Origin of the sequence: Ottowia sp. (assembly GCF_016703145.1) — a bacterium.
In the GTDB taxonomy this organism is placed as follows: domain Bacteria; phylum Pseudomonadota; class Gammaproteobacteria; order Burkholderiales; family Burkholderiaceae_C; genus Ottowia.
The window spans coordinates 977,417-992,624 of sequence record NZ_JADJCO010000005.1; the positions used below are offsets into that span (position 1 = coordinate 977,417).

General features: G+C 61.2%; 16 protein-coding genes and 1 pseudogene. 8 read left to right on the forward strand and 9 right to left on the reverse strand.

Annotated elements, in window-relative coordinates; translation table 11 throughout:
- Positions 1-415: 415 nt before the first annotated feature.
- From IPG65_RS17550 to IPG65_RS17560, 3 genes are all read right to left on the reverse strand, one after another.
- Positions 416-1,018: a hypothetical protein gene (locus IPG65_RS17550; protein WP_293192298.1), complete on the reverse strand. Its 603-nt coding sequence runs from the start codon at positions 1,016-1,018 to the stop codon at positions 416-418.
- A gap of 481 nt (positions 1,019-1,499) precedes the next feature.
- A complete protein-coding gene (locus IPG65_RS17555) occupies positions 1,500-1,841 on the reverse strand; it encodes a hypothetical protein (protein WP_293192315.1) in 342 nt (113 codons plus the stop codon).
- Between the two features lie 306 nt (positions 1,842-2,147).
- Positions 2,148-3,836 carry a hypothetical protein gene (locus tag IPG65_RS17560; RefSeq protein ID WP_293192318.1) on the reverse strand — a complete coding sequence of 563 codons (1,689 nt, stop codon included), beginning with the start codon at positions 3,834-3,836 and terminating at the stop codon, positions 2,148-2,150.
- A gap of 293 nt (positions 3,837-4,129) precedes the next feature.
- Between IPG65_RS17560 and IPG65_RS17565 the strand changes: the two genes are divergently transcribed.
- Positions 4,130-4,840, forward strand: a complete 711-nt coding sequence (locus IPG65_RS17565; protein ID WP_293192320.1) for a response regulator transcription factor — start codon at positions 4,130-4,132, stop codon at positions 4,838-4,840.
- Between the two features lie 77 nt (positions 4,841-4,917).
- On the opposite strand, the gene mazF is transcribed toward IPG65_RS17565, so the two are convergent.
- Positions 4,918-5,253 carry an endoribonuclease MazF gene (mazF, locus tag IPG65_RS17570; RefSeq protein WP_293192322.1) on the reverse strand — a complete coding sequence of 112 codons (336 nt, stop codon included), beginning with the start codon at positions 5,251-5,253 and terminating at the stop codon, positions 4,918-4,920.
- Positions 5,254-5,255: 2 nt separating this feature from the next.
- Positions 5,256-5,498 carry an AbrB/MazE/SpoVT family DNA-binding domain-containing protein gene (locus IPG65_RS17575; RefSeq protein ID WP_293192324.1) on the reverse strand — a complete coding sequence of 81 codons (243 nt, stop codon included), beginning with the start codon at positions 5,496-5,498 and terminating at the stop codon, positions 5,256-5,258.
- A 131-nt stretch (positions 5,499-5,629) separates the two neighbouring features.
- On the opposite strand from IPG65_RS17575, the gene IPG65_RS17580 reads away from it, so the two are divergent.
- Positions 5,630-7,462 (forward strand): 7TM diverse intracellular signaling domain-containing protein, encoded by a 1,833-nt coding sequence (locus IPG65_RS17580; RefSeq protein ID WP_293192326.1) that lies wholly within the window; start codon positions 5,630-5,632, stop codon positions 7,460-7,462.
- 317 nt (positions 7,463-7,779) lie between these two features.
- On the opposite strand, the gene ilvC is transcribed toward IPG65_RS17580, so the two are convergent.
- From ilvC to IPG65_RS17595, 3 genes and pseudogenes are all read right to left on the reverse strand, one after another.
- Complete coding sequence (gene ilvC, locus IPG65_RS17585; protein ID WP_293192328.1) at positions 7,780-8,796, reverse strand: ketol-acid reductoisomerase; 1,017 nt, start codon at positions 8,794-8,796, stop codon at positions 7,780-7,782.
- 73 nt (positions 8,797-8,869) lie between these two features.
- Positions 8,870-9,361 (reverse strand): acetolactate synthase small subunit, encoded by a 492-nt coding sequence (ilvN, locus tag IPG65_RS17590; protein WP_293192330.1) that lies wholly within the window; start codon positions 9,359-9,361, stop codon positions 8,870-8,872.
- A 130-nt stretch (positions 9,362-9,491) separates the two neighbouring features.
- Positions 9,492-11,275 (reverse strand): annotated as a pseudogene (locus IPG65_RS17595) (acetolactate synthase 3 catalytic subunit).
- 329 nt (positions 11,276-11,604) lie between these two features.
- Between IPG65_RS17595 and IPG65_RS17600 the strand changes: the two are divergent.
- From IPG65_RS17600 to IPG65_RS17625, 6 genes are all read left to right on the forward strand, one after another.
- Positions 11,605-12,171, forward strand: a complete 567-nt coding sequence (locus tag IPG65_RS17600) for an RNA polymerase sigma factor (protein WP_293192332.1) — start codon at positions 11,605-11,607, stop codon at positions 12,169-12,171.
- The gene (locus IPG65_RS17605) at positions 12,168-12,629 is read left to right on the forward strand and encodes a DUF3619 family protein (protein ID WP_293192334.1); all 462 of its coding nucleotides are present in this window, start codon (positions 12,168-12,170) and stop codon (positions 12,627-12,629) included. The genes IPG65_RS17600 and IPG65_RS17605 overlap by 4 nt, the downstream gene beginning before the upstream one ends.
- A gap of 22 nt (positions 12,630-12,651) precedes the next feature.
- On the forward strand, positions 12,652-13,260 hold the full coding sequence (locus IPG65_RS17610; RefSeq protein ID WP_293192336.1) for a DUF3106 domain-containing protein: 609 nt from the start codon (positions 12,652-12,654) through the stop codon (positions 13,258-13,260).
- Positions 13,261-13,350: 90 nt separating this feature from the next.
- Positions 13,351-13,893, forward strand: a complete 543-nt coding sequence (locus IPG65_RS17615) for an RDD family protein (RefSeq protein WP_293192338.1) — start codon at positions 13,351-13,353, stop codon at positions 13,891-13,893.
- Entirely contained in the window at positions 13,890-14,294 is a 405-nt protein-coding gene (locus tag IPG65_RS17620) for a diacylglycerol kinase (protein WP_293192340.1), read from the forward strand. Before IPG65_RS17615 ends, IPG65_RS17620 begins: the two co-directional genes overlap by 4 nt.
- A gap of 17 nt (positions 14,295-14,311) precedes the next feature.
- Positions 14,312-14,902: a TIGR00730 family Rossman fold protein gene (locus IPG65_RS17625; RefSeq protein WP_293192342.1), complete on the forward strand. Its 591-nt coding sequence runs from the start codon at positions 14,312-14,314 to the stop codon at positions 14,900-14,902.
- 84 nt (positions 14,903-14,986) lie between these two features.
- Here IPG65_RS17625 and IPG65_RS17630 read toward each other — a convergent pair whose 3' ends face one another.
- Positions 14,987-15,199, reverse strand: a complete 213-nt coding sequence (locus tag IPG65_RS17630) for a CsbD family protein (protein ID WP_293192344.1) — start codon at positions 15,197-15,199, stop codon at positions 14,987-14,989.
- Positions 15,200-15,208 lie beyond the last annotated feature (9 nt).

The window sequence follows — 15,208 nt, forward strand, 5'->3', positions numbered from 1 at the left end:
CGTCAGCACGACCCAAGCGAGTCTGAACAATGATTTAAGCGATGGACGCACAGTATTCCCCTCAATGGCAGTGTGTTGCGGACGGCAGCCCGCTATTAATTAATAGGACTTACGCAAACCATACAAATTAATGGTCAAGATGATTAATCATGGCTTAGTCAAAGCAATTTCGTCATACATAATTTTTGACTAATTTTTAAGCAAAGCCCCCAAAGACCCTTGAAATGTGGAATTTCGGTATGCAGGGAATCCAAAATCTTGGCTCAAGCATTCATCTTGGCTTATTTGCAAATCATTGATTTACAATGACCTTGAGGATATGTGTATAAGGAGATGGACTTAGTATCACCAATGCACACGGCGCAAGAGAACCAGCCCGAGCCACTAATTGAATTTCCATTAGGAATATGGGCCATCAAGGCACGCCAGTCAAAGGTATTATTGCCGCATTAAAATGGTTTGTACATGGAGTTTTAGGCGAAAATATCACAAGTGCCGGGATCGATGCGTTCGATGACGTACACCACTGCGCAGTCAATCCCGTGATTGATATATGAACACCAAACATGGTCGGACTCGCGAGCCACCAGTTATTGGTTTCGTTAAAATTCCCTTGCGCAACGGTGAATTTTTCGCATGAATATACTTTATTGGTCAGCGTAGTGATATTTAGAGTACCCTGCACAGCAAAATTCAATTGGTTTGGGTAGGTACTCGAACTGTCACATGCCAGCGTTTGCCCAGTCCCCGCCTGCGACTTGAACCACGCTGCGGTAGCATCGGTTTTATGCCTTCCCGCATTGATCAAGATATACCCTTGATCTTGGCCATTTTCCTTTTTAACCCCAGATGCAACGGGGCCGTAAGCTTGCCCCGGAGATATGGAGTGCCCTGTCTCGGTGAAACTGAACTCCTTCATGCCTGCGATGTCGAAATAGACATAGTTGGGCCATGAGGTAGCGTCCGCGGAGCTAAGGAAGCATGCGGCGAAAATTGCTAGGGGAAATTTTTTATTCATAGCCATATCCGTTGAATAGAACGAATTTTATTAAATGGTGCGAGCCCAAGCAGATAGTATTTTCCAAATACCCACCTAGTTTCGGGGGAGACGCGTTTTTATCATCTTAGTGAAAGACTATGTCTTCCATTAGGTCATTGTTAATACTGATACCAGGGGTGCAGCGTCGAACCCGTCAACCTTGGGTCCAATATCATCTGTGGTAAAACGCCGCGGACTAGGCGGAGCGTGGGCATAGTCACTTCCCCTCGACAAATCGGATTGCCAGTCCCGCCTTTGCGACTACTCCCTAGTCTCTACTCTCTTGGGGGCACGCAGTTTTTCGCCAATCTGTACGTAGATTTCCTTGAGCCGCTCCCGTGCGGCAACCTGTTCCTGATTAATAGAATCGACTAGGGGTGTTTTTGTGGAATTAGGGTCAGATAAAAATTATCACCCTCCTTCAAAAATACCAGGTTGTGGCCACCACGGGGCATCACGTTCAGTTGCAGTCGCTACAGATCGCATCATAATTTTCGCACACCTTCTTGATGACGGCCTTGATCTGGCCGATGTTGGCGATGGTGCACGCCCCGTTGGCCTGCCCGGCGTTAAACTGTTCCCCGTTCAAAAAGTTCTTGTGGTTAGACCCACTGGCGGAGAACGTGAGGCCGGTGGTCAGGCAATGCAAATGGGGGTAGATTTTTCCATTGTTGGATCCATCGGAGGTGTAGTAGTCCTGGTTATTGCAGTACGCCTTTTTGGGACTGACCGCATGCGCCGCAGACTGACTGCCCAGGATGATAGCGGCAAGCACAAAAATTTTTAGGTGCAGTTTCTTCATCATTGGCTCCTTCTCAGGTTAGCTTGAACGAATCAAACTTGGGTAGAGTGGCTTCAGCTCCGCTTCTGCTTCTTGTAGTGGGGGAATTGCGCCTTGGCGTCTTGCACTGCTTCGCTGACGGCAATCTCGTCATTCCCGCGCTGGCGGGAATCCAGAACGCTTGCGGGAGCACAGGACTCCCGCCTTCACGGGAACGACGGAGATATCTACTTAACTGACTGGCATTGGCGTTAGGGAAATTTTCTTCTTCATATCCCCTTCTTTGACCAAGCAACCATATATCAGGTATATGCCATATTTCGACCATCAATCAAAGTGGCTGTAAGGCTCTGCGTCAACGTAGTAATATTTGACGGTCCAGTTGAAGCCACGATCAAATTTACCTTCAACGTAAATAGCACCATAATTCGTAGAGATAATTTTTTCAGTTGCCTTCTTCCAAAAACCATTACTTCCATCATGCCAATTGGAAATTACTTCCCAACCTACAATCATATGTTTCGGATCAGGCCCGAATGCAATATTCCTCGACCGATAACCACATCCTGGCGCGTCGTCTCGAGCGTTCACTGTTGACACATAGAGCTTAATGCTTTCGGGATCCTCTGAGGCTGTATGACCAAATTCCCAAACATTGCTCGTCGAGGATTCAGATATTTTCGATCCATGAGTTGGCTCACTATGTGCCATTCCAATGAGAGCGTCATAGAAGTCTTGACGAGAGCGAATTTTCTTCATCTGTGCTACGAGATCGTTCGCCTTAGATTGGAACGAGGCTCGCATCTTCCCGTCGGTAGCAAGCTTGGATTGATTGGAGCTTATGCCTGAATCAACGTCAATAAAATAATTACCAAGTTGCTGACTGTAAAAGTCAGGGAGAGAATTATATAGAACTCTAACTTCCCAGAGCTGAGTATAAAGTTCCCGAAGTTCAGTAAATTCCTCTGTACTGACATTCACGCGACGTGGATATCCCGGATGGAGGGAATTATAGTGAATGAGCTTCGCACGCTGCGGAACTCCGACCTGATGCTCCTTGAACCACTTTAGCGCGTCTGGTACATCCGTGGGGGTGCTCACAATAGGCTGACTTTTTACATCATCCACGCCGATCATGTATACACGGGAAGAAATTTGAATACCAAAATGCGCCGCATCATTTTCAAATTTAGCACTACCATTCTTTGAAAATAGACCCTCTACCGAAACCCCTGCACTGGCCTCAAAACTTTTCAATTCATTTGAAGATTTCGCTTTCAAGTTATATATCGCTTGAAAACTGGATGCATTTTGCTTGGATGCTACGAAATAATCTCCGTACGTTGCGCGGAATTTATCAGGATCATTCCTCATGATATTCTTGGCTTCGTCGGTAAGCACGTAACCAGATTTCGGCGAAGCTTCAAATACGGCGTCCTGAACTTTGCATTCGACAATATATGTTATTTCCAGGGCACTTTGACGAATATCTGTCAGGTACTTGATTGACTCGTCTATGGAAACGCCTTCGATATTATACTCCCCCTTCGTTGATGTTTCGATCTTATGATTCATAGAATCAAAACTAGCAATCACATCAAACTTCTCCGTGCTGTTATGTATTTTTGCGGGAATGGTCTGAAATGGCACTAGAGCAGATACGCCCATGGTGTTGCCGGTGATGGCATCGACGCCTACGCCTTCCGCATATGATGATGCCCAAGGTACATCGGGAAGCATAGGATCCAGATCGGAACCTGGTTGCTCGATAGCTACAGCTGCGAATGCAATGACTGAACTCACCTGGATTGTTTGATGAGGGTTACCGCGAACGTTTGCATCATAAATAATATCGACTGTCTTAGCGCCACTGATTGTGTTTTTTGGATTGCTGCATTGGAATTGAATGGCCCCTCCGGTAATATTAGTCAAAACGACATTCATGGGCTGTGCCGTCATTGTGAGAATTTTTTGAACATCATGTGCCGCCGCTTGAATCAAAGTAACAGTTGTCATTGAATTCTCCGTTTGGATTAAAAATAAGGGTAGTGCATGAGATTTCCCAACGAATTTCACGTCCGCAACGTCATCTCATCGAGCAGAGTGAACTTGCGAGTTCCAACGTGACTCACGTCGCAACAGCGAACTAAACTGAAATTGGAATCCCGAACCCGCCCCCTTTTTTGGCGCGCAGATTTTTTGCGAGCACCTGCAGCGTATCCAACCGTTTCAAATCTTCACATCACGTAAATTACTGATTGGCGTTACGATACGTTACGGTAGCGTAGCGAGCCAAGCCATCCCACCCCATGCCCCAAGCCATCCTGATCGTTGAAGACGAGCCGCCCATGCAGGCGCGGCTGCGCCGCATCCTGGCGGGCCTGGGCCATGCCGATGGCTTGCTGCATTGCGCGGCGGACATGGCCCAGGGCCAGGCGCTGGCCAATCAAGCAGCGTATGCGCTGGCGCTGGTCGATCTGGGCCTGCCGGACGGCAACGGCATCGAGCTGATCCGCTGGCTGCATCGGTGCGATCCGGGTTTGCCGGTGCTGGTGATTTCGGCCTGGAGCACGGAGGAGATGATTCTTGGCGCGCTGCGCGCGGGCGCCAGCGGCTATGTGCTGAAAGAGCGCGATGACGCCGAGATTGCGATGTCGCTGAGCAGCGTGCTGCGCGGCGGCGCGCCGATCGACCCGTTCATCGCGCGGCGCATTCTGGCGCTGATCGGCAGCGCGGATGCGCCTGGTGGCAACGGCGGCACGGCTGGGGCGGCGGTGGCGGTGGCGGGCGTGCCGCAAGCAGCAGGGTGCGAGGTGGAGATGCCAGCCTCGTTCAGCATGCGCGAGCGGGACATTCTGGCGCTGATCGCCAAGGGCCTGAGCAACCGCGAAATCGCCGAGCAGATGCAGCGGTCACGCCGGACGGTGGAGTCCCATGTGCGCCACATCTACGCCAAGCTGGCCGTGAACTCGCGCACGCAGGCCGTGCACCTGGCGCGCGAGCGCGGGTTGCTGAAGTAAAAGTGTTCGTCATTCCCGCGAAGGCGGGAATCCACCGTGCAACCCCCTCGCGAAGCGAGCAATAAAGACGCTGCAGCTTACGGTTTGCCGATCAATGCCAGCGCTTTGGTGCGGACTTCTGACAACTCAGCCGCCGCTGCACGGCCTTTGCGCATGGCCTTGCGTGCCCGCCAGTCGAGGCTCTTCAACTGGTCCGCGAGCGCCACGCCGGAACGCGCTCCGGCAATCAGCACTTCGAACGGGTAGCCCTTGATCTGCGTGGTCATGGGGCAGCAGAGCATCAGGCCTGTCTTGCCGTTGTACGTGGCGGGGCTGATGACCAGCGCTGGGCGGTGGCCGGCCTGTTCGCGTCCGGCTTGCGGGTCGAACAACAGCCAGACAATGTCACCGGCATCCGGGACATAACGTGGCATGGCTAGCGCCACTCTTTTCCAACTGCCTTGCCAAAGTCTGCCTCGGCATGCAGGTTGTCCGGCGTGATTGCGGCCAGCAGCGCGTCCAGACTGGGGGCCAGTGCAAGCACCGGTTGCAAGATAATGCGACCGCCTTCCTCATGCATATCCACCGCTGCGTCCACCTTGAGTCTGGCGGCCTGCATGATCGCGGCGGGAATGCGCACGGACGCGCTGTTGCCCCATTTTTTGATCTGAATTCGCACGATGCTGCTCTTTCTTCTCATGTATCTACAATGTTGATACTAGCCCGCAAATGCCGGGCTGTCAATCTTGAAAGGCACGGCCGTTGATCCTTCGTCTCGTCCGCTGCCTGGTGTGCCTGCTTGCGCTCTGCGTGAACACCGCGACCACCGCGACCACCGCGAGCGTGGCGCAGGACGCAGGCCGCGCTTGGCCGAACCGCGTCGAGGCGGTGCGCAGCGACTGGAGCGCGCAGGTGCCGCCCGTGACGGGCTGGCAGGCGGTGACGCTGCCCGACGACTGGAGCACGCGCTGGCCCACGTTTGACGGCGTGGTGTGGTACCGGCTGACCTGGACGGCGCCCGCGCCGTTGGCGGACACCGGCCTGCTGCTGGAATACCTGATCATGGCCGGTGCGGTTCGCATCAATGGCACCGAGATTGCGCGTGACACCAGCCTGGTGGAGCCGCTGACGCGGATGTGGAACATGCCGCGCTACTTTTTGCTGGCCGCGCCGCTGCTGCAGGCGGGCGACAACACCCTGCTGATCCGGGTGTCGGGGTTGGCGGCCTATCAGCCGGGGCTGGGGGCGGTGCGCCTGGGTGCGCCCGTCGTGGTGCAGGCCGCGTATGAGCGCGAACGCTGGCAGCGGCGTGATCTGAACCTCTATTCGACGGCGCTGTGCGCGACGCTGGGTTGTTTCTTTCTGGTGTTGTGGCTGCTGCGGCGGCAAGAGGTGGCCTACGGCTGGTATGGCGTGCAGCAACTGCTGTGGGTGGGCGTGGCGTGGAACCAGATCACCACCAGCGTGTGGCCGTTCGCCACCACCGATGCGTTCGAGGCGTTCAACACCATGGCGGTGGTGGTCTATGTGGCCTGCTACGCGATGTTCGTGCTGCGCTTTTGCGATTTGCGCTGGCCGCGGCGCGAGGCATGGCTGTGGGCGATGGCGCTGGCAGGGTGCGGGTGGCTGCTGCTGGCGCCGCACACCGGGATGCGCCTGGCGCGCGATGCGCTCACGCTGTGGGCGCTGGGGGTGTATCTGCTGACCAACCTGGTGTTTGTGCATGTGGCCTGGCGCCACGGGCGCACCGATCAGCGCGCGCTGGCGCTGATCGCGCTGCTGATGCTGGTCGCGGCGGTGCATGACGGGCTGACTTTTGTGCGGGTGATTCCCGGCAATGACTACTACGCGACGGCCACGGTGCAACTGTCGGTGATTGGCGTGGCGGTGGTGCTGGCGTGGAATTTCGTGCGCAACCTGCGCCGCATCGAGGGCTTCAACACCGAGCTGCAACGCAATGTGGCGGCGGCGCGCGCCGAACTGGCGAGCACGCTGGCGCGGCAGCACGAGCTGGAGCTGGTGCATGCGCGGCTGGGCGAGCGGGTGAGCCTGGCGCATGACCTGCACGATGGCCTGGGCGGCATGCTGATTGGCAACATCGCGGCGCTGGAACAGGCACCGAGCCATCTGCCCTCACGCGAGGTGCTGGGCATGTTCCGCGAGCTGCGCGACGACCTGCGGCTGATCATCGACACCGCCGCGGCCCAGCAGTACGGCGAGCATTCGCTGGATGAGTTGCTGGCGCCGCTGCGCCACCGCACGACGCGCCAGTTCGAGCCGCACGACATCGACGTGCGCTGGCGCGTGGAAAACCTGGAGCGGGTGTACCTGAGCACCACGCAGAGCCTTGACCTGCTGCGCGTGGTGCAGGAGGCGCTGGCCAATGTGCTCAAGCACGCGGGTGCCCGTCAGGTGCGCATTGAGCTGGTGCATGCCGATGGCGCGCTGCGCCTTGCCATCAGCGACGACGGCGTGGGCCTGTGCGCGGACGGCGAAGGCGCACCGGGCACCGGCATGCACAGCATGCAAGCCCGCGCGCGGCGCCTGGGCGCGACGCTGTCCGTCGCATCGGAGCCCGGCGCGACGGTGGTGCGGCTGCGCATGCCGTGGGCGCTGGATGAGGGCAAGGCCGACGCGGCCTGAATCGCCATCCCCGGAAGATGGGCCGGTAGAGGATTTTCACCTCCGGGTCGGCGCACCTGCCGGCTGACACCCAAAAACAAAGCCACTGCAAGCAGTGGCTTTGTTTTGCGCCAGGCGCATCGAATGGCCGGGCCATCCGTGCGCCGATCCCGGCATCAGAGGCTGAGAGTTTTTTGGCCGTGCCCGAAAGGTGCGTCAAAACGCCCCGGATCTAGGCGCAAAGCGCAGCCATGGCTCGGGCTATGGCGAGCATTTGCAACGACGAGCCGGGGTGTTTTGGCGTGCAAGGCGGGCATGGACGAAAGACTCTCAGCCTCTCAGTTGCGGGTCTGGTCCACCAGCTTGTTCTTGGCGATCCAGGGCATCATGGCGCGCAACTGGGCGCCCACCACTTCGATGCTGTGGTCGGCGGTGTTGCGGCGGCGGGCTGTCATGCCGGGGTAGCCGGTGCGGCCTTCCAGGATGAACATCTTGGCGTAGTCGCCGTTCTGGATGCGCTTGAGCGCGTTGCGCATGGCGGCGCGCGACTGCTCGTTGATGACCTCGGGGCCGGTCACGTACTCGCCGTATTCGGCGTTGTTCGAGATCGAGTAGTTCATGTTGGCAATGCCGCCTTCGTAGATCAGGTCCACGATCAATTTCAGCTCGTGCAGGCACTCGAAATAGGCCATCTCGGGCGCGTAGCCGGCTTCGACCAGCGTCTCGTAGCCCATCTTGATCAGCTCGACGGCGCCGCCGCACAGCACGGCCTGCTCGCCGAACAGGTCGGTCTCGGTCTCTTCCTTGAAGTTGGTCTCGATGATGCCGGCCTTGCCGCCGCCGTTGGCCATGGCGTAGCTCAGGGCCAGGTCACGCGCCTTGCCGCTCTTGTCCTGGTGCACGGCCACCAGGTGGGGCACGCCGCCGCCCTGGGTGTAGGTATTGCGCACGGTGTGTCCGGGGGCCTTGGGGGCGACCATCCACACGTCCAGGTCGGCGCGCGGCACGACCTGGTTGTAGTGCACGTTGAAGCCGTGGGCGAAGGCCAGCGAGGCGCCTTCCTTGATGTTGGGCTCGACGTTGTTCTTGTAGACCTCGGCGATCTGCTCGTCGGGCAGCAGGATCATGACCACGTCGGCGGCCTTCACGGCGTCGTTGACTTCGAGCACGTTCAGGCCGGCCTTGCCGACCTTGTCCCAGCTGGCGCCGCCCTTGCGCAGGCCGACCACGACCTTGACGCCGCTGTCGTTCAGGTTCTGTGCATGGGCGTGGCCCTGGCTGCCGTAGCCGATGATGGCCACGGTCTTGCCCTTGATGAGGGACAGGTCACAGTCTTTGTCGTAGAACACTTTCACGGGTTTCTCCTTGAATGATCGGATTGCTATTTAATTAAGAGCTGTCGGCGTAATACCGGCACGGGCTACGGCCTCAAATCTTCAACAAACGCTCGCCCCGGCCGATGCCGCTGCCGCCGGTGCGCACGGTCTCGAGGATGGCGGTCTTGTCGATGGAGTTCAGGAAGGCGTCGTTCTTGCCTTGGTCGCCGGTCAACTCGATGGTGTAGCTCTTGTCGGTGACGTCGATGACGCGGCCGCGGAAGATGTCGGCGGTGCGCTTGATCTCCTCGCGCTCCTTGCCGACGGCGCGCACCTTGACCATCATGTGCTCGCGCTCGATGTAGCTGCCCTCGGTCAGGTCCACCACCTTCACCACCTCGATCAGGCGGTTGAGGTGCTTGGTGATCTGCTCGATGACCTCGTCGGAGCCGCGCGTCTGGATGGTCATGCGCGACAGGCTTTCGTCCTCGGTCGGCGCGACGATGAGCGATTCGATGTTGTAGCCCCGGGCCGAGAACAGGCCCACCACGCGGGAGAGCGCTCCCGCTTCGTTCTCGATCAGTACGGCGATGATGTGTTTCATGGTGATTCCTCTTCTCGCCGCCCTCCCCCGTGGCCGGTAAGCCGCGGGCTCGGCGGACGATAGATTCGTCTTGCTATTGATTGGATAGCTGCAGGCGCAACAGGGATGCTGGCTGGCAGCCTTTTTTGGCTTAAAGGTCTTCGGCGCCCAGCAGCATCTCGGTGATGCCCTTGCCGGCCTGCACCATCGGGAAGACGTTTTCAGTCGGATCGGTGCGGAAGTCCATGAACACGGTGCGGTCCTTGAGCTTGCGCGCCTCGCGCAGCGCCGGCTCCACGTCCTGCGGGCGCTCGATCAGCATGCCGACGTGGCCGTAGGCCTCGGCCAGCTTGACGAAGTTGGGCAGCGCGTCCATGTAGCTGTGGCTGTAGCGGCCGGAGTATTCGATCTCCTGCCACTGGCGCACCATGCCCAGGTAGCGGTTGTTGAGCGAGAGGATCTTGATGGGCGTGTTGTACTGCAGGCAGGTGGACAGCTCCTGGATGCACATCTGCACCGAGCCTTCGCCGGTGACGCAGTACACCTCGCTCTCGGGCCGCGCCAGCTTGATGCCCATGGCGTAAGGGATGCCCACGCCCATGGTGCCGAGGCCGCCGGAGTTGATCCAGCGGCGCGGCTCGTCGAAGCGGTAGTACTGCGCCGCCCACATCTGGTGCTGGCCAACGTCGGAGGTGACGTAGGCATCGGCGTCCTTCGTCATGTTCCACAGCGTCTCAACCACGTACTGCGGCTTGATGACGTCCGCGTTGCCGCGGTCGTACTTCAGGCAGTCGCGCGAGCGCCAGCCCTCGATCGCCTTCCACCAGTCGGCCAGCGCGGCCCCGTCAGGGCGGGCAGCGGATTCCTTGACCATGCCGATCAGCTCGATCAGCACGTCCTTGACGTCGCCGACGATGGGCACGTCCACCTTCACGCGCTTGGAGATGCTGGACGGGTCAATGTCGATGTGGATGATCTTGCGCTCGTTCTGCGCGAAATGCTTGGGGTTGCCGATCACCCGGTCGTCGAAGCGCGCGCCCACGGCCAGCAACACGTCGCAGTTCTGCATGGCGTTGTTGGCCTCCCAGGTGCCGTGCATGCCCAGCATGCCCAGGAAGCGCCGGTCCGACGCCGGGAAGGCGCCCAAGCCCATCAGCGTGTTGGTGACCGGAAAGCCCAGCAGATCGACCAGCGCGCGCAGCTCGTTGGTGGCATTGGCCAGCAGCACGCCGCCGCCGGTGTAGATATAGGGCCGCTTGGCGCCCATCAGCAGTTGCAGCGCCTTGCGGATCTGGCCGCCGTGGCCCTTCTTCACCGGGTTGTAGGAGCGCATCTCCACGCTCTCGGGGTAGCCTTTGTAGACGGCCTTGTTGAAAGACACGTCCTTGGGAATGTCGACCACCACCGGGCCCGGGCGGCCGGAGCGCGCGATGTGGAAGGCCTTCTTCATCACCTCCGCCATCTGACGCGCGTCCTTGACCAGGAAGTTGTGCTTGACGATGGGGCGGGTGATGCCCACGGTGTCGCACTCCTGGAAGGCGTCCAGCCCGATGGCGGGCGTGGGCACCTGCCCGGTGATGATCACCATCGGGATCGAGTCCATGTAGGCGGTGGCGATGCCGGTGATGGCGTTGGTGACGCCGGGGCCGGAGGTGACCAGCGCCACGCCCACGTCACCCGTGGCGCGCGCGTAGCCGTCGGCCGCGTGCACGGCCGCCTGCTCGTGGCGCACCAGCACGTGCTGGATGGTGTCCTGCTTGTAGAACGCGTCGTAGATGTGCAATACCGCGCCGCCGGGGTAGCCCCAGACGTACTTCACGCCCTCGGCCTGCAGGGCCTTGACCAGGATTTCCGCGCCGCGAGTTCTTGGGGAGAGTCCTGGCCGCGCGAGGATGCTGCGGCCGCCGATTTGAGTTCGGCCTTGGAGATTTCCATGTCGATCAACCTTTCGAGAATTTCTCTGACGAAAAACCTTGGGTGCCCCTTGCCAGCCCTCGTGGGGCCGCGCCAGGACTTGAGACCACGCGCCATGGACGGGAATCTATGCCTGCCCGCCGGACGGTGACCCGTTTGCCTTTTTGACTGCAACGCGCATTATCGCACCGCAACATGGGAACCGGGAATGCGGTGCCAAGAAGGTCCGCGGCGGGTGCCATAATCGCGCCGAGGAGAACAAGAGAGAGCGCTCAGGCCGCGCCCCTGCGGCCACCCGATTCCAGCGGTATCCAGCGCCTGCCCCGCATTCGCCGCCCCATCCGACGCCCTTGGCCACCGAACAAGAACTATCCGACTTTCTCAGGAGCGTCGAGAAGCGGGCTTTCAAGCGCACCGTCTACCACGTGCGCGACGCGGACGCAGCCCTGGACGTCGTGCAGGACAGCATGATGAAGCTGGCCGAGCATTACGGTGACAAACCCCCGGCCGAATTGCCGCTGCTGTTCCAACGCATCCTGTCGAACAGCACACTGGACTGGTTTCGCCGCCAGAAGACGCGCAACGCTGTATTCTCGAACATGAGCGACTTCGAGCCGGCCGACGGCGAGGGCGATTTCGATCTTCTGGAAGCGTTCGCGGGGGCCTCCGCCTCCGAGCAGGTCGAGAGCGCCGAGGACTCCACGCGCCGGACGCAGGTTCTGAGGGAAATCGAGTTACAGGTCCAGGCACTGCCCAACCGTCAACGAGAGGCGTTTCTGATGCGTTACTGGGAGGAACTGGACGTTGCCGAAACCGCCGCCGCCATGGGTTGCTCGGAAGGCAGCGTCAAGACGCACTGTTCGCGCGCAGTCCACGCATTGGCGAAGGCGTTGCGCGCCAAGGGAATCCTGCCATGAACACCAACCAACACCTGCAGCGCCACGACATCGCGCAGAACCGCTTCGGACTGCGAGTGGCCGCCCGGCTGTCGGCCGGCGCCGAGGACATGCCCCACGACATCCGCGAGCGGCTGCGGGTGGCGCGCGAGCAGGCCGTGGCCCGCCGCAAGCAGCCGGTGGCCGTTGCGCGGCAGCGCGTGGCCAGCACGGTATCGCGCAGCGGCCCGGTCGCCATGCTGGGCTTTGGCGACGACGGGCTGGGCTTTTGGGGACGCATGAGTTCAGCGGCGCTGGTCGTGGCCCTGGCGATTGGCCTGGTGGCCGTCAACATCGTGCAGGACGATGACCGTGCCATGGAAATAGCCGACCTCGACGCAGCCCTGCTGACGGACGATCTGCCGCCCGAGGCCTATGCCGACCCCGGCTTCCTGCAATTCCTGAAAACCCGCGCCGACGATCCGCCGTCCAGCCGATAGGCCGACACCCGCCCCATTCCCGATGCTCCAGTTGCTGCAGGCCGCCGTCCTCACACTCGCTCTCGTGCTGGCCCTGCCCGCGCTCGCGCAGTGGACGCCGGGTGGCCACCAAACCATCGGGCCCGTGGTGGGCAGTGTCGAGTGGAGCGACCTGACCATCGAGCAGAAGACGGCGCTGCACCCCCTGGCCGAGCTTTGGCCCACGCTCAGCCTGGAGCACCAGCGCAAATGGCTGGCCCTGGCGCACAACTTCAGCCGCAGGCCCCCCGCCGAGCAGACCACGCTGCAGAGTCGCATGACGGAATGGGCCAACCTGAGCCCGGCGCAGCGCACGCAGGCGCGCCTGAACTTTGGCGAAGTCCGCAAAGTCCCGGCCGACGAGCGGCGCGCCAAATGGGAGGAGTACCAGACCTTGCCCGCCGAGGAGCGCGAACGGCTCGCCAACGACCGGCCCAAGCCCCCGGTCAGCGCCGCGCCGGCGCTGCGTCCGGTGCCGCCAGGCAAAATCCTGCGGCCGGCCCGGCCCGTGGCGCCCAGCGCCAGCGCAGCCTCCGGCGCGGCGCGGCCCGCCCTGCCCGTGAACCGCCATACACTCCTGCCTCAGCCGCCGGCGTCGGCGCCCGCCCGCTGAAATCGAACTGTGCCAGTGGGCTGAGCATGCCAGCCTGGGCTGGCCAACTCCGCTTTCCCCGCACCACCGCCACTTGCCGCCGCTTCCCGCATGACTTCGCCCACCGCCGGCGCCCCCTCTCCCGACGCGCCCGCGTTGCGCACGCCCTCGCTGCGCCGCCGCATGGCCTGCTGGCTGTACGAAGGCACGCTGATGTTCGGCGTGGTCTTCCTGGCTGGGTACCTGTTCAGCGCTCTGACCCAGACACGCCATGCCCTGGACAATCGGCACGGCCTGCAGGCTTTCGTATTCGTGGTCTCCGGCATCTACTTCGTCTGGTTCTGGTCCAAGGGACAGACGCTGGCCATGAAGACCTGGCACATCCGCGTGGTCGACCGCGCCAGCCGGCCGCTGACCCAGGGCCGCGCCCTGCTGCGCTACGCGCTGAGCTGGCTCTGGTTCCTGCCCCCGCTGGCGGTGATGGGCCCGTTCGGCCTGCGCGCCGGCGAGGTCGCGGTGCTGGTGGTGGGCTGGGTCGCCGTGTGGGCGCTGCTCAGCCGCTTTCAGCGCGATCAGCAGTTCTGGCACGACGCCTGGGCGGGTACGCGGCTGGTCGATGCCAGGCCCCCGACACCCGGACCTCGCCCCTCATGACGCCAGCAGGTCCACCGCCCGACACGGCCAACCCGCAGAAAGCGCGCACCGGCTTGTCGCGCGTCTGGCATGCGGCTGGCTATTCCCTGCAGGGCCTGCGCGCCGGCTGGAGGGAGACGGCCTTCCGGCAAGAGGCGATCGCGGCCGTCGTCCTGCTGCCGACCGCGCCCTGGGTCGGCTGCGGCTGGGTCGAAACCGCCTTGCTGGCCGGTTCGGTGCTGCTGGTGCTGATCGCCGAGCTGCTCAACAGCGGCATCGAGGCCGCCATCGACCGCATCGGCCCGGAATGGCACCCGTTGTCCAAGCGCGCCAAGGACATGGGCTCGGCCGCCGTGCTGCTGAGCCTGCTGCTGGCCAGCGGCATCTGGCTGGCGGCGATCTACCACCGATTTCTGATGTAACGACCATGGATACACGAATGGCCACGCCCCCCGCTTTCTCCATCTGCGTGTATTGCGGCTCGCGCCCGGGATCGACCCCGGCCTTCGCGCAGACCGCCGCGCTCGTGGGCCGCTGGATCGGCGAGCACGGCGGCCAGCTCGTCTATGGCGGCGGCCGCGGCGGGCTGATGGGCGTGGTGGCCGACGCGGCGCTGGACGCCGGCGCGCGCGTGGTCGGCGTGATTCCGCGTGCGCTGGTCGAGCGCGAGCATGCGCACCGGGGCTGCACCGAGTTGCTGATCGTGGACACCATGCACGAGCGCAAGCGCCTGATGGCCGAACACGCCGACGCGTTCCTGGCACTGCCCGGCGGCATCGGCACTTTCGAGGAATTCTTCGAGGCTTGGACCTGGCGGCAACTCGGCTACCACGACAAGCCTGTGGGCCTGCTGAACCAGGACGGCTATTACGACGCGCTGCTCGACTTCCTGCGGCATGGCGTCGGCGCCGGCTTCATGGATGAGGGTCAGATGGGGATGATCGCCGCCAATGCCCAATGGCAGCCGCTGCTGGAGCATCTGGTCGTCTCGGCAGGGTTTCCCGCACCGCACCGACTGGGCGCCATCTGAAGAAAAGCCGCGTGCGGCGCTGTCGCCGACGCGGCCTCGCTCAGCCCCTGCCCGGCCCTGCGTGCCGGCCGGGCCTGCCGGGACTCAGTCCCAGTGGTACTTGGTGCGGTCTTCCCAGTCCTTGAGCTGCTTCTCCGCCGCGTCCTTGGCGAGGCCTTGGCGCTCCTGGAGCTTGCCCAGCAACTGGTCGCGCTTGCCGGCGATCACGTCCAGGTCGTCGTCGGTCAGCTTGCCCCACTGCTCCTTGATCTTGCCCTTGACCTGCAGCCAGTTGCCTTTGAGGGTGTCCTCGTTCATGCCGAACTC

Coding starts and splice junctions, on each gene's coding strand:
- ilvN (WP_293192330.1), bottom strand. CDS start 9,361: ATGAAACACATCATCGCCGTACTGATCGAGAACGAAGCGGGAGCGCTC.
- IPG65_RS17565 (WP_293192320.1), top strand. CDS start 4,130: ATGCCCCAAGCCATCCTGATCGTTGAAGACGAGCCGCCCATGCAGGCG.
- IPG65_RS17625 (WP_293192342.1), top strand. CDS start 14,312: ATGGCCACGCCCCCCGCTTTCTCCATCTGCGTGTATTGCGGCTCGCGC.
- IPG65_RS17630 (WP_293192344.1), bottom strand. CDS start 15,199: ATGAACGAGGACACCCTCAAAGGCAACTGGCTGCAGGTCAAGGGCAAG.
- mazF (WP_293192322.1), bottom strand. CDS start 5,253: ATGCCACGTTATGTCCCGGATGCCGGTGACATTGTCTGGCTGTTGTTC.
- IPG65_RS17555 (WP_293192315.1), bottom strand. CDS start 1,841: ATGAAGAAACTGCACCTAAAAATTTTTGTGCTTGCCGCTATCATCCTG.
- IPG65_RS17620 (WP_293192340.1), top strand. CDS start 13,890: ATGACGCCAGCAGGTCCACCGCCCGACACGGCCAACCCGCAGAAAGCG.
- IPG65_RS17615 (WP_293192338.1), top strand. CDS start 13,351: ATGACTTCGCCCACCGCCGGCGCCCCCTCTCCCGACGCGCCCGCGTTG.
- IPG65_RS17610 (WP_293192336.1), top strand. CDS start 12,652: ATGCTCCAGTTGCTGCAGGCCGCCGTCCTCACACTCGCTCTCGTGCTG.
- IPG65_RS17560 (WP_293192318.1), bottom strand. CDS start 3,836: ATGACAACTGTTACTTTGATTCAAGCGGCGGCACATGATGTTCAAAAA.
- IPG65_RS17605 (WP_293192334.1), top strand. CDS start 12,168: ATGAACACCAACCAACACCTGCAGCGCCACGACATCGCGCAGAACCGC.
- IPG65_RS17550 (WP_293192298.1), bottom strand. CDS start 1,018: ATGAATAAAAAATTTCCCCTAGCAATTTTCGCCGCATGCTTCCTTAGC.